19 protein-coding genes are annotated in these 15,762 nt (G+C 71.8%); 10 read left to right on the forward strand and 9 right to left on the reverse strand.

Going from position 1 to position 15,762, the window contains the following annotated elements; translation table 11 throughout:
• Window positions 1–98 precede the first annotated feature (98 nt).
• Together QP939_RS33920 and QP939_RS33925 are read right to left on the reverse strand one after the other, a co-directional pair.
• Window positions 99–764, reverse strand: a complete 666-nt coding sequence (locus tag QP939_RS33920; RefSeq protein WP_285450341.1) for a PIG-L deacetylase family protein — start codon at window positions 762–764, stop codon at window positions 99–101.
• Between the two features lie 16 nt (window positions 765–780).
• Window positions 781–942 (reverse strand): DUF8730 family Cys-rich protein, encoded by a 162-nt coding sequence (locus QP939_RS33925; protein WP_285450343.1) that lies wholly within the window; start codon window positions 940–942, stop codon window positions 781–783.
• A 220-nt stretch (window positions 943–1,162) separates the two neighbouring features.
• Here QP939_RS33925 and QP939_RS33930 point away from each other — a divergent pair, with 220 nt between their 5' ends.
• Genes QP939_RS33930 through QP939_RS33940 form a run of 3 tightly spaced genes read left to right on the forward strand, consistent with a single transcriptional unit; the run spans window position 1,163 to window position 3,737 of the window.
• Window positions 1,163–2,521 carry an MBL fold metallo-hydrolase gene (locus QP939_RS33930; protein WP_285459908.1) on the forward strand — a complete coding sequence of 453 codons (1,359 nt, stop codon included), beginning with the start codon at window positions 1,163–1,165 and terminating at the stop codon, window positions 2,519–2,521.
• A 4-nt stretch (window positions 2,522–2,525) separates the two neighbouring features.
• The gene (locus QP939_RS33935; protein WP_285450345.1) at window positions 2,526–3,320 is read left to right on the forward strand and encodes a sulfite exporter TauE/SafE family protein; all 795 of its coding nucleotides are present in this window, start codon (window positions 2,526–2,528) and stop codon (window positions 3,318–3,320) included.
• A 15-nt stretch (window positions 3,321–3,335) separates the two neighbouring features.
• The gene (locus tag QP939_RS33940; RefSeq protein ID WP_285450347.1) at window positions 3,336–3,737 is read left to right on the forward strand and encodes a DUF302 domain-containing protein; all 402 of its coding nucleotides are present in this window, start codon (window positions 3,336–3,338) and stop codon (window positions 3,735–3,737) included.
• Between the two features lie 8 nt (window positions 3,738–3,745).
• On the opposite strand, the gene QP939_RS33945 is transcribed toward QP939_RS33940, so the two are convergent.
• From QP939_RS33945 to QP939_RS33975, 7 genes are all read right to left on the reverse strand, one after another.
• Entirely contained in the window at window positions 3,746–4,297 is a 552-nt protein-coding gene (locus QP939_RS33945) for a DUF2231 domain-containing protein (RefSeq protein WP_285450349.1), read from the reverse strand.
• Between the two features lie 46 nt (window positions 4,298–4,343).
• Window positions 4,344–5,036, reverse strand: coding sequence for an FAD:protein FMN transferase (locus QP939_RS33950; protein ID WP_285450351.1), 693 nt, complete (start codon window positions 5,034–5,036; stop codon window positions 4,344–4,346).
• Between the two features lie 41 nt (window positions 5,037–5,077).
• On the reverse strand, window positions 5,078–5,515 hold the full coding sequence (locus QP939_RS33955; RefSeq protein ID WP_285450352.1) for an FMN-binding protein: 438 nt from the start codon (window positions 5,513–5,515) through the stop codon (window positions 5,078–5,080).
• 13 nt (window positions 5,516–5,528) lie between these two features.
• Window positions 5,529–6,911 carry a ferredoxin reductase family protein gene (locus tag QP939_RS33960; RefSeq protein ID WP_285450353.1) on the reverse strand — a complete coding sequence of 461 codons (1,383 nt, stop codon included), beginning with the start codon at window positions 6,909–6,911 and terminating at the stop codon, window positions 5,529–5,531.
• Between the two features lie 48 nt (window positions 6,912–6,959).
• Window positions 6,960–8,339, reverse strand: a complete 1,380-nt coding sequence (locus QP939_RS33965; RefSeq protein WP_285450354.1) for a HAMP domain-containing sensor histidine kinase — start codon at window positions 8,337–8,339, stop codon at window positions 6,960–6,962.
• On the reverse strand, window positions 8,336–9,019 hold the full coding sequence (locus QP939_RS33970; RefSeq protein WP_285450356.1) for a response regulator transcription factor: 684 nt from the start codon (window positions 9,017–9,019) through the stop codon (window positions 8,336–8,338). The genes QP939_RS33965 and QP939_RS33970 overlap by 4 nt, the downstream gene beginning before the upstream one ends.
• A gap of 87 nt (window positions 9,020–9,106) precedes the next feature.
• On the reverse strand, window positions 9,107–9,466 hold the full coding sequence (locus QP939_RS33975) for a spore germination protein GerW family protein (RefSeq protein ID WP_285450357.1): 360 nt from the start codon (window positions 9,464–9,466) through the stop codon (window positions 9,107–9,109).
• Window positions 9,467–9,625: 159 nt separating this feature from the next.
• Between QP939_RS33975 and QP939_RS33980 the strand changes: the two genes are divergently transcribed.
• The 7 genes from QP939_RS33980 to QP939_RS34010 are packed head-to-tail and all read left to right on the forward strand — an operon-like array spanning window position 9,626 to window position 15,756.
• Entirely contained in the window at window positions 9,626–10,519 is an 894-nt protein-coding gene (locus QP939_RS33980; RefSeq protein ID WP_285450358.1) for a class I fructose-bisphosphate aldolase, read from the forward strand.
• 2 nt (window positions 10,520–10,521) lie between these two features.
• Window positions 10,522–11,112, forward strand: coding sequence for a 2-oxoacid:acceptor oxidoreductase family protein (locus tag QP939_RS33985; protein ID WP_285450360.1), 591 nt, complete (start codon window positions 10,522–10,524; stop codon window positions 11,110–11,112).
• Window positions 11,096–12,337, forward strand: coding sequence for a transketolase C-terminal domain-containing protein (locus tag QP939_RS33990; RefSeq protein WP_285450362.1), 1,242 nt, complete (start codon window positions 11,096–11,098; stop codon window positions 12,335–12,337). Before QP939_RS33985 ends, QP939_RS33990 begins: the two co-directional genes overlap by 17 nt.
• Before the next feature lie 4 nt (window positions 12,338–12,341).
• Window positions 12,342–13,337 (forward strand): thiamine pyrophosphate-dependent enzyme, encoded by a 996-nt coding sequence (locus QP939_RS33995; RefSeq protein ID WP_285450364.1) that lies wholly within the window; start codon window positions 12,342–12,344, stop codon window positions 13,335–13,337.
• Between the two features lies 1 nt (window position 13,338).
• Complete coding sequence (locus QP939_RS34000; protein ID WP_285450365.1) at window positions 13,339–14,967, forward strand: NAD(P)-binding protein; 1,629 nt, start codon at window positions 13,339–13,341, stop codon at window positions 14,965–14,967.
• Window positions 14,968–14,977: 10 nt separating this feature from the next.
• The gene (locus QP939_RS34005) at window positions 14,978–15,244 is read left to right on the forward strand and encodes a DUF1876 domain-containing protein (RefSeq protein WP_285450366.1); all 267 of its coding nucleotides are present in this window, start codon (window positions 14,978–14,980) and stop codon (window positions 15,242–15,244) included.
• Between the two features lie 2 nt (window positions 15,245–15,246).
• Entirely contained in the window at window positions 15,247–15,756 is a 510-nt protein-coding gene (locus tag QP939_RS34010; protein WP_285450367.1) for a flavodoxin family protein, read from the forward strand.
• Window positions 15,757–15,762: the final 6 nt, after the last annotated feature.

The following is a 15,762-nucleotide window of genomic DNA, read 5'->3' on the forward strand; positions in this document are numbered from 1 at the left end:
TTGCCTCGTCGACGTGGGTCAAGCCTGCGCGGCGACGGCGGGTGCCGACGCGGGCCATGGTCCCCGGGAGGAAGGACCAAGGTCCTCACCGTGGCGAGTCAGCCCAGGCTGCGCAAGTACTCGGTATCCCCGAGCAACTGCAGCCGGCGATGCAGGACCGGGTTGTCAGCGGATTGGCTCGCGTGTGCGGCGATCGCCTTCCGCTGCCGGCTTCGATCGACGGGCACGGTCCAGTCGATCTCGTCGGCTCGCCGGCCGGCGAAGGCCGTGCCGAACTCGCCGTTGAGCTGCGTGGCGACCTCGTCCGGCACGGCCCAGCCGAGGACCGGGATGCCGAGTGCCGCCGCGGCCTCGAGTGCGGCCTCCGTGGCGCGAATGTGGTCGGGGTGGCCGGTCACGCCACCGATGTCGAAAGTGAGGAGGTGGCCCGGGGCGACCCGGGCGGCGGCATCGGCGATGTCCGTGGCGAGATCGGCGACGGCTACCGAGGCCAGGGCGGAGTCCGGGTGGTCCAGCAGCGTCGTGCTGGTCACTCCGAGGACTTCCGCCGCCGAGGTCAGTTCGGCGGCGCGGACGTCGGCGAGTTCACCCGGCCTGCCGTGCAGCGTCGACGCTTCGCCGTGGGTGAAACACAGCACCGAGGCGGCCGCGCCGCCGCGGACGAACGTGTCCAGCAGCGCTCCGAGGCCGAAGGATTCGTCGTCGGGGTGGGCGACCACGGCCAGGACCCGCTCGAGCCGCGGAAGCGCGGTGCCCCCTGTCATGTTTCCTCCCGGGGGTTCAGCGGCGGCCGAACAGCCGCCACGGCTTCCGTGCGGACTGCTCGGCGGAGCACGAGCAGCGCTCGGCGGCGGGGACGTCGCCGAGTACCTGTTCGACGTGGTTGCCGCAGCCCTGGTAGGACGGCTTCCCGCACTTCGAACAGACGATCCTTTGGCACATCCGGTGTTCCTCCACGGTTCTCCAGGTCCTGCTTCTCCGCTCACTATACCCCTGGGGGTACCCCTCCTTTGAGGGGCCGGCCTCGTCCGGAGTGACCGTGGTCGCGCGTGCCGAGGACCTAGTTCTCTGGGATTGTCATGCCCCCGGGGGTATCAAGAGAGGCGGGGAAGAGTGCGCTATCCTGAATTCAGATACCCCCGGGGGTATGAAGAGAGGAACTATGATCGAGATCATCGCCATCGACACCCCGAGTCTCGGTGATCGCAGCTACCTCGTCGAGGACGGCGAGACGGCGTTCGTGGTCGACCCGCAGCGCGACATCGACCGGGTGCTGGACCTGGCCCAGGTGCGCGGGTTGCGGATCACGGACGTGTTCGAGACCCACATCCACAACGACTACGTGACCGGCGGTCTCGCGCTGGCTCGTGTGACCGGTGCGGCCTACCACGTCAACGCCGCGGATCCGGTGTCCTTCGAACGCGCCCCGATCGCGGACGGGGACGTGATCGAGGTCGGGCCGCGCATGCGGGTGCGCGCGCTGGCGACACCAGGGCACACCTTTACCCACCTCTCCTACGTCCTGGAGGCGCCAGGACGTGTCCCGGCGGTGTTCACCGGCGGGTCACTGCTGTTCGGCTCCACTGGCCGGCCCGACCTGCTGGGCCCCGCGAACACCGGGGAGCTGGTGAAGCGCCAGTACGCGTCGGCGCGCCGGCTGGCCGACGTGCTGCCCGACGACGCCGAGATCTACCCGACGCACGGCTTCGGCAGCTTCTGCTCGGCCACCCAGTCCGAGGCCGACCGGTCGACGATCGGCCGGGAGAAGCAGGTCAACCCGGTGCTGACCCGCGACGAGCAGACCTACGTCGACGAACTGCTCGCCGGCTTGGACGCCTACCCGGCCTACTACGCGCACATGGGCCCGGCCAACAGCGCCGGCCCGGACGCCCCCGACCTCACCCCGCCCGGGGCGGCCGACCCTGCCGAACTGCGCTCGCGCATCGAGAAGGGCGAGTGGGTGGTGGACCTGCGTTCGCGCATCGCGTTCGCCGCCGGCCACGTGGCGGGCACCCTGAACTTCGGCGCCGACGGCAGCTTCTCGACCTACCTGGGCTGGCTCATCCCCTGGGGCACGCCCCTGTCCCTGCTCGGTGACACCGCCGAGCAGGTCGCCGACGCGCAGCGCGAACTGGTCCGGATCGGCATCGACCGCGTCGAGTCCGCGGCCACCGGCACCCCGGACGCCTGGTCGGGCGATGCCCCGCTCGGCTGGTTCCCGCGGGCGGACTTCGGGGAGCTGGCCATGGTCCGCCATCACCGGCCGGTCACCGTCCTCGACGTCCGGCGCAACCAGGAATGGGCCCAGAACCACCTCGACGGCGCCCTGCACATCCCGATCCACGAACTGCTGGACCGCCTCGGCGAAGTCCCGGCCGGCGAGGTGTGGGTGCACTGCCAGGCCGGCTACCGCGCCTCGATCGCCGCTTCGGTCCTGGCCGCGGCCGGACGGAAGGTCGTCGCGGTGGACGACGAGTTCGACCGGGCCGCCCGGGCCGGGCTCCCCTTGGTCGTGGGCTGAGCTCATGACGTTCCTGCTGGCAGCGGTGTTCGGCCTGGTCATCGGCGGCGCGCTGGGCCTGCTCGGCGCGGGCGGCTCCATCCTCGCCATTCCCGCGCTGGTCTACGGGGTCGGGCTGCCGCTGTCCGCCGCGATCCCGACATCGCTGCTGGTCGTGGCGGTGTCCGCGGCCGGTGGCCTGGTGGCGCGGTGGCGGTCGAAGGTGATCCGCTGGCCGGTCGCGCTGGTCTTCGCCGCGGCGAGCGTCCCGGCCGCGTTCGGCGGCACCGCGCTGGGCAAGCTGCTGCCGGACCGGTGGCTGCTGGTCGCCTTCGCCGTGCTGATGGCGGTGGTCGCAGTGCGGATGCTCGTTGCCGCCCCGGAGCGGGACGGTGCTTGCCGGACCAGCGCGGGCGGGGTGAACTGGCGCAGCTGCGTGCCCAAGGCGCTCGGTGTCGGCGCCGTCGTCGGGGTGCTGACCGGCCTGTTCGGCGTCGGCGGCGGGTTCGTCGTCGTCCCGGCCCTGACCATGCTGCTGGGTCTCACCGCGCCGGAGGCGGTGGCGACGTCGCTGGTGGTCATCGTGCTGACATCCCTGGGTGGGCTGGCCGCGCACGCCACCACGATGCCGGACCTGCCCTACGGCATCGCAGCGGTATTCGCGGGAGTGGCGCTGCTGGCGTCGTTGCTGGCCGGGAAAGCCGGAGATCGGCTCTCGGCGCGGAGCGTCCGGCGGACGTTCGCCTTCCTGATCCTCGTGGTCGCCGCCGGAGTCGCGGCCGCTGCCGTCTTTGCTCCAGCCGCCCTCCACGGCGGCTGAGCCGTCACGAAAGGGATGATCACCGTGAAGTACGACCTGAGTATCACCCTGGACCTGCCCTTCGGGAAGGCCGTCGCCGAAGTGCGGGCGGCGTTGAAGGAGCAGGGATTCGGGGTGCTCACCGAGATCGACGTCCAGGCGACGATGCGCGAGAAGCTCGACGCGGACATGGAACCGTACGTGATCCTCGGCGCGTGCAACCCGCCGCTGGCGCGCCGCGCGCTGGAGGCCGACCGGACGATCGGGCTGCTGCTGCCCTGCAACGTCGTCGTCCGCGCCGACGGAGCCGAGCGCAGCCTGGTCCAAGCGCTCGATCCGCGCGTCATGATCGAGCTGCCCGAACGCGAGGAACTCCGCCCGGTCGCCGAAGAAGCGGGCAAGCGCATCCGCGCCGCCCTCGGCAACCTGACCCGCTGACCGGTCCCTCAGCGGCCGGTGCCACGGGGAGCCGGGGACGAGGTGAACTGGCCCTGCCAGGTGGCCTGGGCGCCAGAATCCCCGATGCGGTAGACGTCGTACCACGCGGCGCCCGCGGCCACCACCGCCAGCACCGCGATCACCACCGTCACGGCGGTCGAGGTTGGGGCGAGGAACGTGCGGCGGGTGGCGACCGCGGTCGAGCCGGCGCTCGCGGGATCGGACATCCGGCCTCGCAGGCTTTCGCGGTGCCGCCACCAGACGACGACGGCGAGCACCGCTACCGGGATCGCGACGTAGAGGGCCGTGTCGCCGAGTTCCGTGTGGCTGCGCACGAGCGGCGTCGAAGCGACCCGGCGTTCCAGCCATTCGCCCGCTTCGGTGGTGATCGGGACGAGCGCCACGACGAGAACGGACAGGATCGCGTTCGGGCCGGCGACCTTGCGGCGGACGGCGGGCCAGAGAGCGCCGAGAACCAGCAGCAGTGCGGCGAGGGGGAGCAGGACGACGATGGCGTGCACGAGCAGGATGTGGGCGGGCAGGCCGTTGACGGTGGTCATGATGTCCTTTGTGGTGGATTGGTCGAGGACGGTGAAGGGCAGGCCGTCAGGGCGCGCGGGCGAGCGCGGCGATCTCGTAGCCCGGCGCCCGCGCCGGAACCCACTCCTCGACGTCTTCACCGCCACGGGCGAACGCGGCGGTGGCGAAGACGTCCGCCCACCGCAGAGTCGGGCCACTGACCGTCACGGCGTGCAGGCCGCAGGGGTGGATGCCGGTGTGCGGGTCGACGATGTGCGGGCCGCGGGCGGCCATGCCGGACGTCGCGAGGCCGCCGGTGCGCAGCTCGAGGACGGCGAGGAAGGCGGCCGGATCGGCGGGGTCTTCGACGCCGACCCGCCACGGCCGGGTGCGCGTGGCGGCGGTGATGTCGCCGCCAGTGTTGAGGTAGTGGTCGAATCCGCGAAGCCGGGCGAGGTGGGCCGCGGCGGTTTCGGCCGCCCAGCCCTTGACGAGCCCGGACGGGTCGAAGCCGCCGGGCAGCCGCCACGGGTCGAAGTAGCCGTCGGTGCGTTCTCGGGCTTCTTCGCACAGCGCCACAACTTCGGTGACCCAAGGGTGCCACTGGTCGTGGGGGAGTTCACCGCGGCGGATCGCACTGACCTGGCTGTCCGGCCGGTAGGTGCTGAACAGCTCGTCGGCGGCGCGCAGGTGCCCGAACACCGCCGCCACGGCCGGTTCGACCGCCGGATCGATGTCCACGCGGGGCCCGCGCAGGTGCAGGCTGACCTGGGTGCCCATCACGGGCCGGGTCCAGGACCGGCGTAGCCGGTGCGCGGCGGTCACCCGTGGGCCGCGTCGATCGCGGACTGCAGGGACTGCTGGTAACCCTCGGAGGTGTAGGTCGCGCCGCTGACGGTGTCGATCTGCGCGCTCTGGGCCTGCAGCGTCTCCTGGTTCAGCACGGGCACAGCCGCGGAGTTGATCCGGACGTCGCGACCGCTTTCCTGGGGGTACTCGACGGCCTGGGCATCGGTGATCTTGCCACCGCTGACGGTGATCCGGACCTGGACGGGGCCGTAGCGGGTGTCCGCGGCGCCGCCGGTGAAGGTGGCGCTCGCCGAACCCGGCGTGGCCGGGCTCGTGGCGCCGGTCGGTTGCGTGCCGCTGCCGAGGGGACGTCCTGTGGCGACAGGGGCCTGGCCGGTGCTGGTGCGGTAGCTGAACAGCAGCACCACGACCGAGACGGTCGCCGCGAAGGCGATGGCGATCCTGCGCATCGGAAGTCCTTTCCTACCAGCCGAACCGTTCGGCGTGGACGCGGTCGGCGGGGACACCGGCGCGGCGGGCGCTGTCGAGCACCGCTTCGGTCCAGGCGTCCGGGCCGCAGACGTACACGTCGTGGCCGGCGATGTCGGGCACCAGGTGGCGCAGGACCTGGTAGTCGGGGACGGAGGTGTAGTTTGCCGGGAGCCAGGATGCGCGGTCGCGGGAGCGCCGGCCGAGCAGGTAGTGAAGCCGGATTCCGCGCCGCGCCGCGAGGTCCTCGAGCTCGGCGCGGAACAGCAGGTCCCGCTGCGACCCCGCGCGGAGGAACAGCACAGCTTCGCCGGGCCGGTAGGACAGTTCCTCCAGCAGCGCGCGCAGCGGCGTGATCCCGATCCCGGACGCGAACATCGCCAGCTTTGGTCCTTTCCGGACAGTGCCGGTGAGCCTGCCGTACGGCCCCTCGAACAGGGCGAGGGTGCCGGGCCGCAGAGTGGCCAGCCGGCGGCTGCCGGGCCCGAGATCCTTCGCCGTGATCCTCAACCCTTGACCGTCCGGAGCGGCCGACAACGAGAACGGCTTGCCTCGCGTCCAACCCGGACCCGAGACGAACCGCCAGACGAAGAACTGGCCCGCAGCAGTGGGGAGCCGGTCGAGGTGCCGGCCGCGCAGGTACACGGAGACGACGCCGGGCGCTTCCTGCACCACCTTTTCGACAACGAGGCGGTGCCGGGTATTGAGGAAGACCGGCAGCCCGAGCCGGAAGACCAGTACGGCGCCCGCTGCTGCGGCGTACGCGGTCCACCAGAAGGCGGTCGCCACCGGCGAGGCGGTGAAGTCGGCGCCGGTCCACAGCTGGTGCGGCAGCGCGAGCCCGGCGCCGAGGTAGGCGTAGAGGTGCAGCAGGTGCCAGGACTCGTACCGCAGGCGCCGCCGGGCCGCGCGCACCGACGTCACGGCGACCATGACCAGTGCGGCGGTCGCCGCCGTGGCCAGGAGCATGCCCGCGTAGGTGGTCACGAGCAGCCAGACCTCGCCGAGCAGGCCCGAACCGTCGGTGGCGGCATACCCGAGGCTGATCAGGACGATGTGCGCGGCCAGCAGCGTGATCGAGGTGAACCCGGTCAGCCGGTGGCGCCGGGCCAGCTCGTCCTGGCCGTAGCTGCGTTCGACCCAGGGGATCCGGGCCATGAGCAGCACCTGCAGCAGGAGGAGATCGGCCGACAGCAGCCCGGTGAGCCGCCCCGCGGAGGTCAGGAAGTCGGTGGCGAGGTCCTGCAGGCCGCGGCCGGACACCCAGAGCGCCACCACGAACAGGACGCTCAGCCAGGCCGTCAGGCCGGCGGCGTCGCGCCACCACGCGCGCACCGCGGGCCGCGTGACGCGGTGGGTGGCGAAGACGGTGGACATCGGGCTCCTCGGAGTGGTCGCTGCGGAATCCACCCTTCCGGAGCCCGGTTAGCGGTCGACGTGACCGGGGTGAGAACCGGGTAAGAGAAGATCGGCAGCGACGGTGAACCCGACCACGGCCCCGCCGCCCGGGCGCGGCTCGGCGAACACGGACCCGCCGTGGGCGAGGGCAATCTCCCGCACGATGGCCAGCCCGAGCCCGGAGCCGGGCAGGCCGCGGGCGGCGTCCGCGCGGTGGAACCGGTCGAACACCCGCGTCGCGTCGTCGTCGCCGATGCCGGGGCCGCGGTCGAGCACCTGCACGCGGCCGTCGCGGACGACGACCTCGATCGGCCCGTCGGGAGCGAACTTCACGGCGTTCTCCAGCAGGTTCGACACCGCGCGCTCCAGGGCCTTCGCCTGACCGGTCAGCGCGGATCCGTCGGCCTGGACGCTGATGGTGCGGCCCGAGCGGCGCCGGACGCGGTCGGCGGCGCGGCCGGCGACGGCGCCCAGCTCGACCGGGGCGGGTTCTTCGGACTGGTAGCGGCGAGTGGCCAGTTCGACGAGCTCGTCGATGAGGTGGGTGAGTTCGCGGGTCTCGCCGTCGACGTCGTGGAGCAGGCGGGCGCGGGATTCGGGGGTGAGCTCGGCGAACCGGCGCAGGACGCTGGCGTTGGTGCGCAGGCTGGTCAGCGGGGTCCGCAGCTCGTGGGCGGCGTCCTGGACGAGGCGGTCCTGGTCGGCGCGGGCGTCGGCGAGGCGGCCGAGCATCCGGTCGAACGACGTCGCGAGCCTGCCGACCTCGTCGCGCCCGCCGGTGGGCACGGCGACGTCGTCGAGGCGGCCGTCGCTGACCTGTTCGGTGACGTCGGTGAGCCGGACCAGCCGGCGGGTGATCTGCCGGGCCAGCAGCCAGCCGGCCAGCGCCGCCGCGACCAGCACCAGGGCGCTGACGCCGGTGATGCGGGCGGCCAGCTCGCTCAGCACGTGCCGGGACTCGTCGACGTCGATGCCGAGCTGGACGGCGCCGCGGCCGGGTCCGAGCGCGACGGTGATGACCCGGTACTCGTCGTGCCCGGCGGTGAAGTTCGTATAGCGGTGGTCGGCGAGGGCGCCGGTCGCTGCCAGCGCGCGGTCCTCGTCGCCGACGGCCAGGCGCACCGGGCGGCCGCCGAGCGGGCGGACGCTCCCGTCCGCGGCGATGGCCTGGGCCACCATCGGCTGGGCTTCGTCGTGGTCGTCGTCATCGGGGCCGCGGGTGACCGGGCTGGGCGCGAGGATCTGCGTCGCTCCGGCCGCGACCTCGGCGGAGGTGGTCAGCAGGGACCGGTCGAGTTCGGCATCGATGCGCTGGGAGGCGGCCTGGTAGCTGAAGGCCCCGACGAGGATCGCCACCGCCGCGCCGACCCCGGCGAACGCGATCGCGAGCTTGCTGCGCAGGTTCACGCCGGCCGCACCGAGTAGCCCACGCCGCGGACGGTGTGGATCAGCTCCGTCGCGCCGGCCTGCTCCAGCTTGCGGCGCAGGTAGCCGATGTAGACGGCGAGGTTCTTGGAGTCGGAGCCGAATTCGTAGCCCCAAATGCGCTGGTAGATGGTCGCGCGGTCGAGCACGATCCCGGCGTTGCGCACCAGCAGCTCGAGCAGGTCGAACTCGGTTTTCGACAGCGTGATCTCCGTGCCCTGCCACCACACGCGCCGGGCCGCGGGGTCGACCGCGAGCTCACCCAGCCGCAGCGTGCGCCGCGCGTCCGGCTCGGGTGACGTGCGGCGCAGCAGCGCGCGCAGCCGGGCGAGGAGTTCGTCGAGCTCGAACGGCTTGGGCAGGTAGTCGTCGGCCCCGGCGTCGAGCCCGGCCACCCGGTCGGGCGTCTCGACCCGCGCGGTGAGCATGAGGATCGGCGTCCGGTCGCCTTCGGCGCGCAGAACGCGGCAGACGCCGAGGCCGTCGACGCCAGGCATCATCACGTCGAGGATCAGCACGTCGAACTCGTCGCGGCGGGCGGTGGCCAGGGCGCTGACGCCGTCGGTCACCTCGGTGACGTGGTAGCCCTCGAGGTCGAGGGCCCGGACGAGCGATTCGCGGATCGCCCGGTCGTCGTCGGCGAGCAGGACTCGGTGTGGCATGCCGCCATCATGCCCGCGTGCCGTGGTCGCGTCCGGCCGGGTTTTCGGCTGGTGAGCAGTACGTTAATGGACGGCAAAACCGCACCGTTACCGCTCATCAACCGGCGGTGCGGCTCGGTACTTGAGTTTCGCCAGCCGGGTGGCGGCGAAGAGCGCCGCGACGGCGATCGCGCCGAGAGCGGCCAGGAGGCGGTTGACGTCGACGGCCGGTTCCCAGCGGAGCTTGCCGTCCTTGATGACGTAGGCCCCGACCGGTTTGGCCGACAGCCCGAAGCCGCCGCCTTCGCCGGATCGGCCCTTCTCGTCGCGGCTGTCGCCGCCACCTCCGCCGGTGCCGACGGTCGAAGCCACGATCACCGTGACGCCGTCGACCTCGTACGGCTCGCTGTAGACCATCTTGGTCTCCAGCCCGTCCTTCGCCTTCTCGAGCAGTTCGTCGACCTTCATGCGGCCAAGTCTCATCGCCGGGGCGCGCGAGCAGCAGAGCCGTTGGTCCCACCCGTTGGTGACCGAGGGCCCCGGTGCCGGTGGCGTTCGCCAGCGGTGATCACCGCCGCGCCGCGATTTGCTGGGCACACCACGAACCCGCGACTGTCGGAGGCCGCCATGGCGCACCGTCCCGCACTGGCCGAACTCGGGCTGAACACCGGCAAGAAGACACGCCTGCACCGCATCCTGCACGAACACGGCCTGCGTAACGGGACCGCGTTCTTCCTGCCCTACGACCAGGGCCTGGAACACGGTCCTCGCGACTTCTTCGCCAACCCGGCGGCGAGCGACCCGAAGTACATCATCAAGCTCGCGCTCGAAGGCGGGTTCAACGGGATCGCCATCCAGATCGGGCTGGCCGAGAAGTTCTACTGGGACTACGCGGGTGAGCTGCCCCTGGTGCTGAAGCTCAACGGCAAGACCGAAATCCCGTCCGACGCCGAGGCGCTGTCCCCGCTGCACGGCAGCGTCGAGGACGCGGTCCGGCTCGGCGCGGACGCCGTCGGCTACACCCTCTACGTCGGAAGTCCCGCGCAGGAACACGATTTCGCCCAGCTGCGGCAGGTCCGCGCCGACGCGCATCGTCTCGGCATGCCGCTGATCGTCTGGGCCTACCCGCGCGGTTCGGCCATCGAGGGCAAGGGCGGGAAAGACTCGTTCTACGCCGTCGACTACGCCGCACGGACCGCGTCCGAGCTCGGCGCCGACGTCGTCAAGGTCAACTTCCCGCACCCCGCCAAGATCGACAACGTCCCCGCGCCGTACGCGAAGGAAACGACCAGCCAGCAGGCGATCGACGCCGTCGTCCGGTCGGCCGGGCGGACGCTGCTGCTCGTCTCCGGCGGCGGCAAGGCCGGCGACGACGCGATGCTGGAAAAGGCTCGCGAGTCCATGGAAGCCGGCGCGACCGGGCTGATCTTCGGCCGCAACGTCTGGCAGCGTGACCACGACGAGTCGCTGCGGTTCGTCGCGGCGCTGCGCGACATCCTCGCGAAGTACCCGAGCACATGAGCATGACGGAGGTCCGCATCCACGGCCGCGGCGGTCAGGGCGTGGTGACCGCGGCCGAGCTGCTGTCGGTCGCCGCGTTCACCGAAGGGCGCCACGCACAGGCATTCCCCAGCTTCGGCTCGGAACGCATGGGTGCGCCGGTCGTGTCCTTCTGCCGGATCGCCGACCGGGTGATCCGTACGCGGGAGCCGATCGTGCGGCCCAGCGCGCTGATCATCCAGGACGCCACCTTGCTGCACCAGGTGAACGTCTTCGAGGGCTTGCGGCCGGAGGGCTACCTGCTGGTGAACTCCGCGCACAGCTTCGAGGAACTGGGGCTGGGGGAGTTCGTGCGCGGGTTCCGGCGCGAGCGGCTGCTCGTGGTGCCCGCCACCGAGCTGGCCCGCCAGCACCTCGGCCGCCCGATGCCGAACGCGGCGCTGCTCGGCGGGTTCGCCGCCTTGACCGGCGTTGTCGAGCTGCGCTCGGTGATCACCGCGATCTCCGGCCGGTTCACCGGCGCCAAGGCCGACGGCAACATCGCCGCGGCGACCGCCGCGTACGGGTTCGTCCGTGCCGAACGGGAGGAGCTGACCGGTGCTCAGGCAGATTGAGGGGTCCAAAGCCGTCGCCGACGCGGTCGCGCTGTGCCGCCCGGAAGTCGTCTGCGCGTACCCGATCTCTCCGCAGACCCACATCGTCGAAGGCCTGGCGGAGCTGGTGAAGTCCGGTGAGCTCGCGCCGTGCGAGTTCGTCAACGTCGAGTCGGAGTTCGCCGCGATGTCGGTCGCCATCGGCGCGTCCGCGGCCGGCGCGCGGGCCTACACGGCGACCGCGAGCCAGGGCCTGCTGTACATGACCGAGGCGGTGTTCAACGCGTCCGGGCTCGGCCTGCCGATCGTGATGACGGTGGCCAACCGGGCGATCGGCGCGCCGATCAACATCTGGAACGACCACAGCGACAGCATGGCCCTGCGCGACGCCGGCTGGATCCAGCTGCACGCCGAGACCAACCAGGAGGCCGCGGACCTGCACGTCCAGGCGTTCCGGATCGCCGAGGAGCTGTCCACGCCGGTGATGGTCTGCATGGACGGCTTCGTGCTGACCCACGCGTGGGAACAAGTCGACACGCCGGACCAGGACCAGGTCGACGCGTTCCTGCCGCCCTACGAGCCCCGGCAGGTCCTCGATCCGGCCGAGCCGTCGTCGATCGGGGCGATGGTCGGCCCCGAGGCGTTCACCGAGGTCCGCTACCTCGCCCACGCCCGCCTGATGGAGGCTCTCGATGTCGTCCCGGACGTCTCGGACCGCTTCGCCGAGGCGTTCGGCCGCAACTCCGGCGGGCTGACCCGCGCCTACCGCACCGAGGACGCCGACACGATCGTGATCGCGCTCGGCTCGGTGCTCGGCACGCTCAAGGACACCGTCGACGAACTGCGCGAAGACGGGCTGCGTGTCGGTGTGCTCGGCCTGACCTGCTTCCGGCCGTTCCCCGCCGGCGCCGTCCGCGCGGCGCTCGGGCACGCCCGGGACGTCGTGGTGCTGGAGCGGGCCTTCGAGCCCGGCGTCGGCGGGATCGTCACGCAGAACGTGGTCACGGCGGCGCCTGCGACCCGGGTGCACACGGTCGTCGCGGGCCTCGGCGGCCGCGCGGTCACCAAGACCTCGCTGGACCGGGTGCTGCGAGCGGCGGACCGGTTGCCGCCGTTGACCTTCCTGGACCTCAACCGCTCGCTGATCGACCGGGAACTGGGACGGCTGGCCGCCGCCCGGCGCTCGGGCCCGACGGCGGAAAACCTCCTGCGCGACCTCGGTACGGTCGCCTCACGGATCGGGTGATGACATGGCGGTGACGCCGATCAAGTTCTACCAGACCGGCAGCTTCGCGGTCGGGGGCCGGTTGCTCGGTCCCGACCAGCGCAGCGTGCAGTCCGACCGCGAGCGGATCAACTCGATCGACTGCGGCCACCGCGCGTGCCAGGGCTGCGGTGAAGCACTGGGGGCGCGGTACGCGCTCGACGCGGCCATGCGCGCCACGGGCAATCGGATGGTCGCGGTCAACGCGACCGGCTGCCTGGAGGTCTTCTCGACGCCGTACCCCGAGACGTCGTGGCGCATCCCGTGGCTGCACTCGCTGTTCGGCAACGCCCCCGCGGTGGCCACCGGGGTCGCCGCGGCGATGAAGGCCAAGGGCCGCACCGACGTCCGCGTGGTCGGCCAAGGCGGCGACGGCGGCACGGTCGACATCGGTTTCGCGTGTCTCTCCGGCATGTTCGAGCGCAACGACGACGTGCTCTACATCTGCTACGACAACGAGGCCTACATGAACACCGGCGTCCAGCGTTCCGGAGCGACGCCGGCCGCGGCTCGCACGGCGACGACACCGGCCGTGGGACCGGAGCCCGGGGCAGCGTTCGGACAGGGCAAGAACGTCCCGATGATCGCGCTGGCGCACGAGATCCCGTACGTGGCGACGGCGACCGTCGCGGACCTGCGGGACCTCGAAGCTAAGGTGACGCGGGCGATGGAGTTCCGCGGCGCCCGCTACCTGCACGTGCTGGTGCCCTGCCCGCTCGGCTGGGGCAGCGCGTCGCACGACACGATCCTGATCGCCCGCCTGGCCAAGGAAAGCGGGCTGTTCCCGGTGTTCGAGGCCGAGCACGGCGAGATCGTCGCGACGTCGAAGATCCGCCGCCGGGTCCCGGTCGAGGACTACCTGCGGCGCCAGACGCGGTACGCGCACCTGTTCGGCGACCAGCCCCGCACCGACGTGATCGCGCGGATCCAGGCGCAGGCCGACCGCAACATCCGCCGCTACGGCCTGCTCGGAGAGGACTGACATGGAGCACGAGAAGCCGTTCGCGATCACGCTCGACGTCGGGTCCAGCCGGGCCAACAAGACCGGCGCGTGGCGGTCCGAGCGACCGGTCTACGTCGACCTGCTGCCGCCCTGCAACCAGGCCTGCCCGGCCGGCCAGGACATCCAGAAGTGGCTCTACCACGCGGAATCCGGGGACTACGAGAGCGCGTGGCGGCGGATCATGGTCGACAGCCCGTTCCCGGCCGTGCTCGGCCGGATCTGCTACCGGCCGTGCGAGAGCGCGTGCAACCGCGGCCAGCTCGACGAAGCCGTCGGGATCAACTCCGTCGAGCGGTTCCTCGGCGACGAGGGAATCGAGCAGGGCTGGTCGATGCCGGTCTCCGCGCCTTCCGGGAAGCGGGTGCTGGTCGTCGGTGCCGGGCCCGCGGGCCTGTCCGCCGCTTACCATCTGGCCGGCCTCGGCCACGCGGTCACCGTCCGGGACGCAGAAGCGGCCCCCGGCGGGATGATGCGCTACGGCATCCCGCGCTACCGGCTGCCGCGCGAAGTCCTCGACGCGGAGATCGGCCGGATCCGGGACATGGGCGTCGTCTTCGAGCAGAACAGCCGCGTCACCGACGCCGCACAGGCCATGGCCGACGGCGGGTTCGACGCGGTCTTCCTCGCGGTCGGGGCCCAGGTCGGCAAGCGCGCCTACATCCCCGCCGGTGACTCCGCGCGCGTGCTTGACGCGGTTTCGCTGTTGCACGACATGGAAACCGGGGAGCCGCCGCTGCTCGGCCGCCGCGTGGCGGTCTACGGCGGTGGCAACACCGCGATGGACGCCGCCCGCACCGCGAAGCGGCTCGGCGCGACCGACGCCGTGGTCGTCTACCGGCGCACCCGCGACCGGATGCCCGCGCACGAGTCCGAGGTCGCCGAGGCCGTCGAAGAGGGCGTCGCGATGCGGTGGCTGTCGACGATCAGCGAGATCGACGGCGAAGGCATCACCGTGGAGAAGATGCGCCTCGACGAGTCCGGGTTCCCCCAGCCGACCGGCGAGTTCGAGCGGCTGGCCGCCGACAGCGTGGTGCTGGCCCTCGGCCAGGACACCGACCTGTCCCTTGTGGACGGACTGGCGGACGTCGAGCGCGCGGACGGGGTCGTGCAGGTCGGGCCAGGCCTGATGACCGGGCACCCGGGCATTTTCGCCGGTGGCGACATGGTGCCGTCGGGCCGGACCGCGACCGTCGCGGTGGGCCACGGCGCGAAAGCGGCCAGGGAGATCGACGCCTGGCTGCGAGGCGCGGTCACCGCCGCGCCGCCCGCTGCGCGCCCGGCGACGTTCGAGAACCTGAACACCTGGTACTACAGCGACGCCGACCGGACCGTCCGGCCACACCTCGACCTGTCCCGGCGGGTGTCGACGTTCGACGAGATCAAGAGCGGCTTGGACGCGTCGACGGCCTTGTTCGAAGCTCGCCGCTGCCTGTCCTGCGGCAACTGCTTCGAATGCGACAACTGCTACGGCGTCTGCCCGGACAACGCGGTCATCAAGCTCGAACCGGGCGACAAGTACGCGATCGATCTCGACTACTGCAAGGGCTGCGGGATCTGCGTCGCCGAATGTCCGTGCGGGGCCATCGAAATGGTCCCCGAAGAATCCTGAGGAGGTAGCCATGCAGGAGAAACGCTGGCACGTCGAACTGATCATCGACGAGGACGAGGGCCGGACCCGGGCCACGGCCCGGTTGTGCACGGCCGACGACACCCGGATCTCCGGGACCGGGACCGCCCGGCTGAACCCGGCCGACCGGAACGTGCCCGAGATCGGCGACGAACTCGCCGCTTCGCGGGCGCTGAGCGATCTCGCGCACAACCTGCTCGAGTGCGCCGCCGGCGACATCGAAGAGCTCACCCACAAACCGGTCGAGCTGAGGAGCTGACGATGCGCACCCTCGTCGTGTTCGAGTCGATGTTCGGTGCCACCGAGCAGATCGCCCGTGCCATCGCCAAGGGGCTGGACGCCGAGGTGGTCAACGTCGACGACGCGCCGGCCGACCTCACCGGCGTCGACCTGCTCGTCGTCGGCGGGCCCACCCACGTGCACGGCATGAGCCGTGCCACGACGCGGAAATCGGCCGCGGATCAGGGCGACCAGCCGACCCGGTCGAAGACCGGGGTGCGCGAGTGGCTCGGCTCCCTCGGACCGGTCCCGCAGGGGCTTCCGGTCGCGGCCTTCGACACCCGGATCGACAAGTCCCGCTGGCTCACCGGTGCCGCTTCGCTCGGCATTGCGAAGCTGCTGCGCCGTCGTGGGTGCCGCCTGGCCGCGCCCGCCGAGAGCTTCTTTGTCGGCACGGATCCGGCCGGCACCGGCTCTGCTCCCGGTGAGCCGGACCGGGCCCAGGCCTGGGGCGTGGCGCTCGGCGCGGCCGCGCGCCGCACTGTCTCCTGAGGCCGG

This window comes from Amycolatopsis nalaikhensis (assembly GCF_030264295.1).
GTDB classification, from domain to species: domain Bacteria; phylum Actinomycetota; class Actinomycetes; order Mycobacteriales; family Pseudonocardiaceae; genus Amycolatopsis; species Amycolatopsis nalaikhensis.

Coding starts and splice junctions, on each gene's coding strand:
- QP939_RS33995 (WP_285450364.1), top strand. CDS start 12,342: ATGGCGGTGACGCCGATCAAGTTCTACCAGACCGGCAGCTTCGCGGTC.
- QP939_RS33955 (WP_285450352.1), bottom strand. CDS start 5,515: ATGCGCAGGATCGCCATCGCCTTCGCGGCGACCGTCTCGGTCGTGGTG.
- QP939_RS33930 (WP_285459908.1), top strand. CDS start 1,163: ATGATCGAGATCATCGCCATCGACACCCCGAGTCTCGGTGATCGCAGC.
- QP939_RS33985 (WP_285450360.1), top strand. CDS start 10,522: ATGACGGAGGTCCGCATCCACGGCCGCGGCGGTCAGGGCGTGGTGACC.
- QP939_RS33975 (WP_285450357.1), bottom strand. CDS start 9,466: ATGAAGGTCGACGAACTGCTCGAGAAGGCGAAGGACGGGCTGGAGACC.
- QP939_RS33980 (WP_285450358.1), top strand. CDS start 9,626: ATGGCGCACCGTCCCGCACTGGCCGAACTCGGGCTGAACACCGGCAAG.
- QP939_RS34010 (WP_285450367.1), top strand. CDS start 15,247: ATGCGCACCCTCGTCGTGTTCGAGTCGATGTTCGGTGCCACCGAGCAG.
- QP939_RS33945 (WP_285450349.1), bottom strand. CDS start 4,297: ATGACCACCGTCAACGGCCTGCCCGCCCACATCCTGCTCGTGCACGCC.
- QP939_RS33970 (WP_285450356.1), bottom strand. CDS start 9,019: ATGCCACACCGAGTCCTGCTCGCCGACGACGACCGGGCGATCCGCGAA.
- QP939_RS33960 (WP_285450353.1), bottom strand. CDS start 6,911: ATGTCCACCGTCTTCGCCACCCACCGCGTCACGCGGCCCGCGGTGCGC.
- QP939_RS33940 (WP_285450347.1), top strand. CDS start 3,336: ATGATCACCGTGAAGTACGACCTGAGTATCACCCTGGACCTGCCCTTC.
- QP939_RS33925 (WP_285450343.1), bottom strand. CDS start 942: ATGTGCCAAAGGATCGTCTGTTCGAAGTGCGGGAAGCCGTCCTACCAG.
- QP939_RS34000 (WP_285450365.1), top strand. CDS start 13,339: ATGGAGCACGAGAAGCCGTTCGCGATCACGCTCGACGTCGGGTCCAGC.
- QP939_RS34005 (WP_285450366.1), top strand. CDS start 14,978: ATGCAGGAGAAACGCTGGCACGTCGAACTGATCATCGACGAGGACGAG.
- QP939_RS33920 (WP_285450341.1), bottom strand. CDS start 764: ATGACAGGGGGCACCGCGCTTCCGCGGCTCGAGCGGGTCCTGGCCGTG.
- QP939_RS33950 (WP_285450351.1), bottom strand. CDS start 5,036: ATGGGCACCCAGGTCAGCCTGCACCTGCGCGGGCCCCGCGTGGACATC.
- QP939_RS33935 (WP_285450345.1), top strand. CDS start 2,526: ATGACGTTCCTGCTGGCAGCGGTGTTCGGCCTGGTCATCGGCGGCGCG.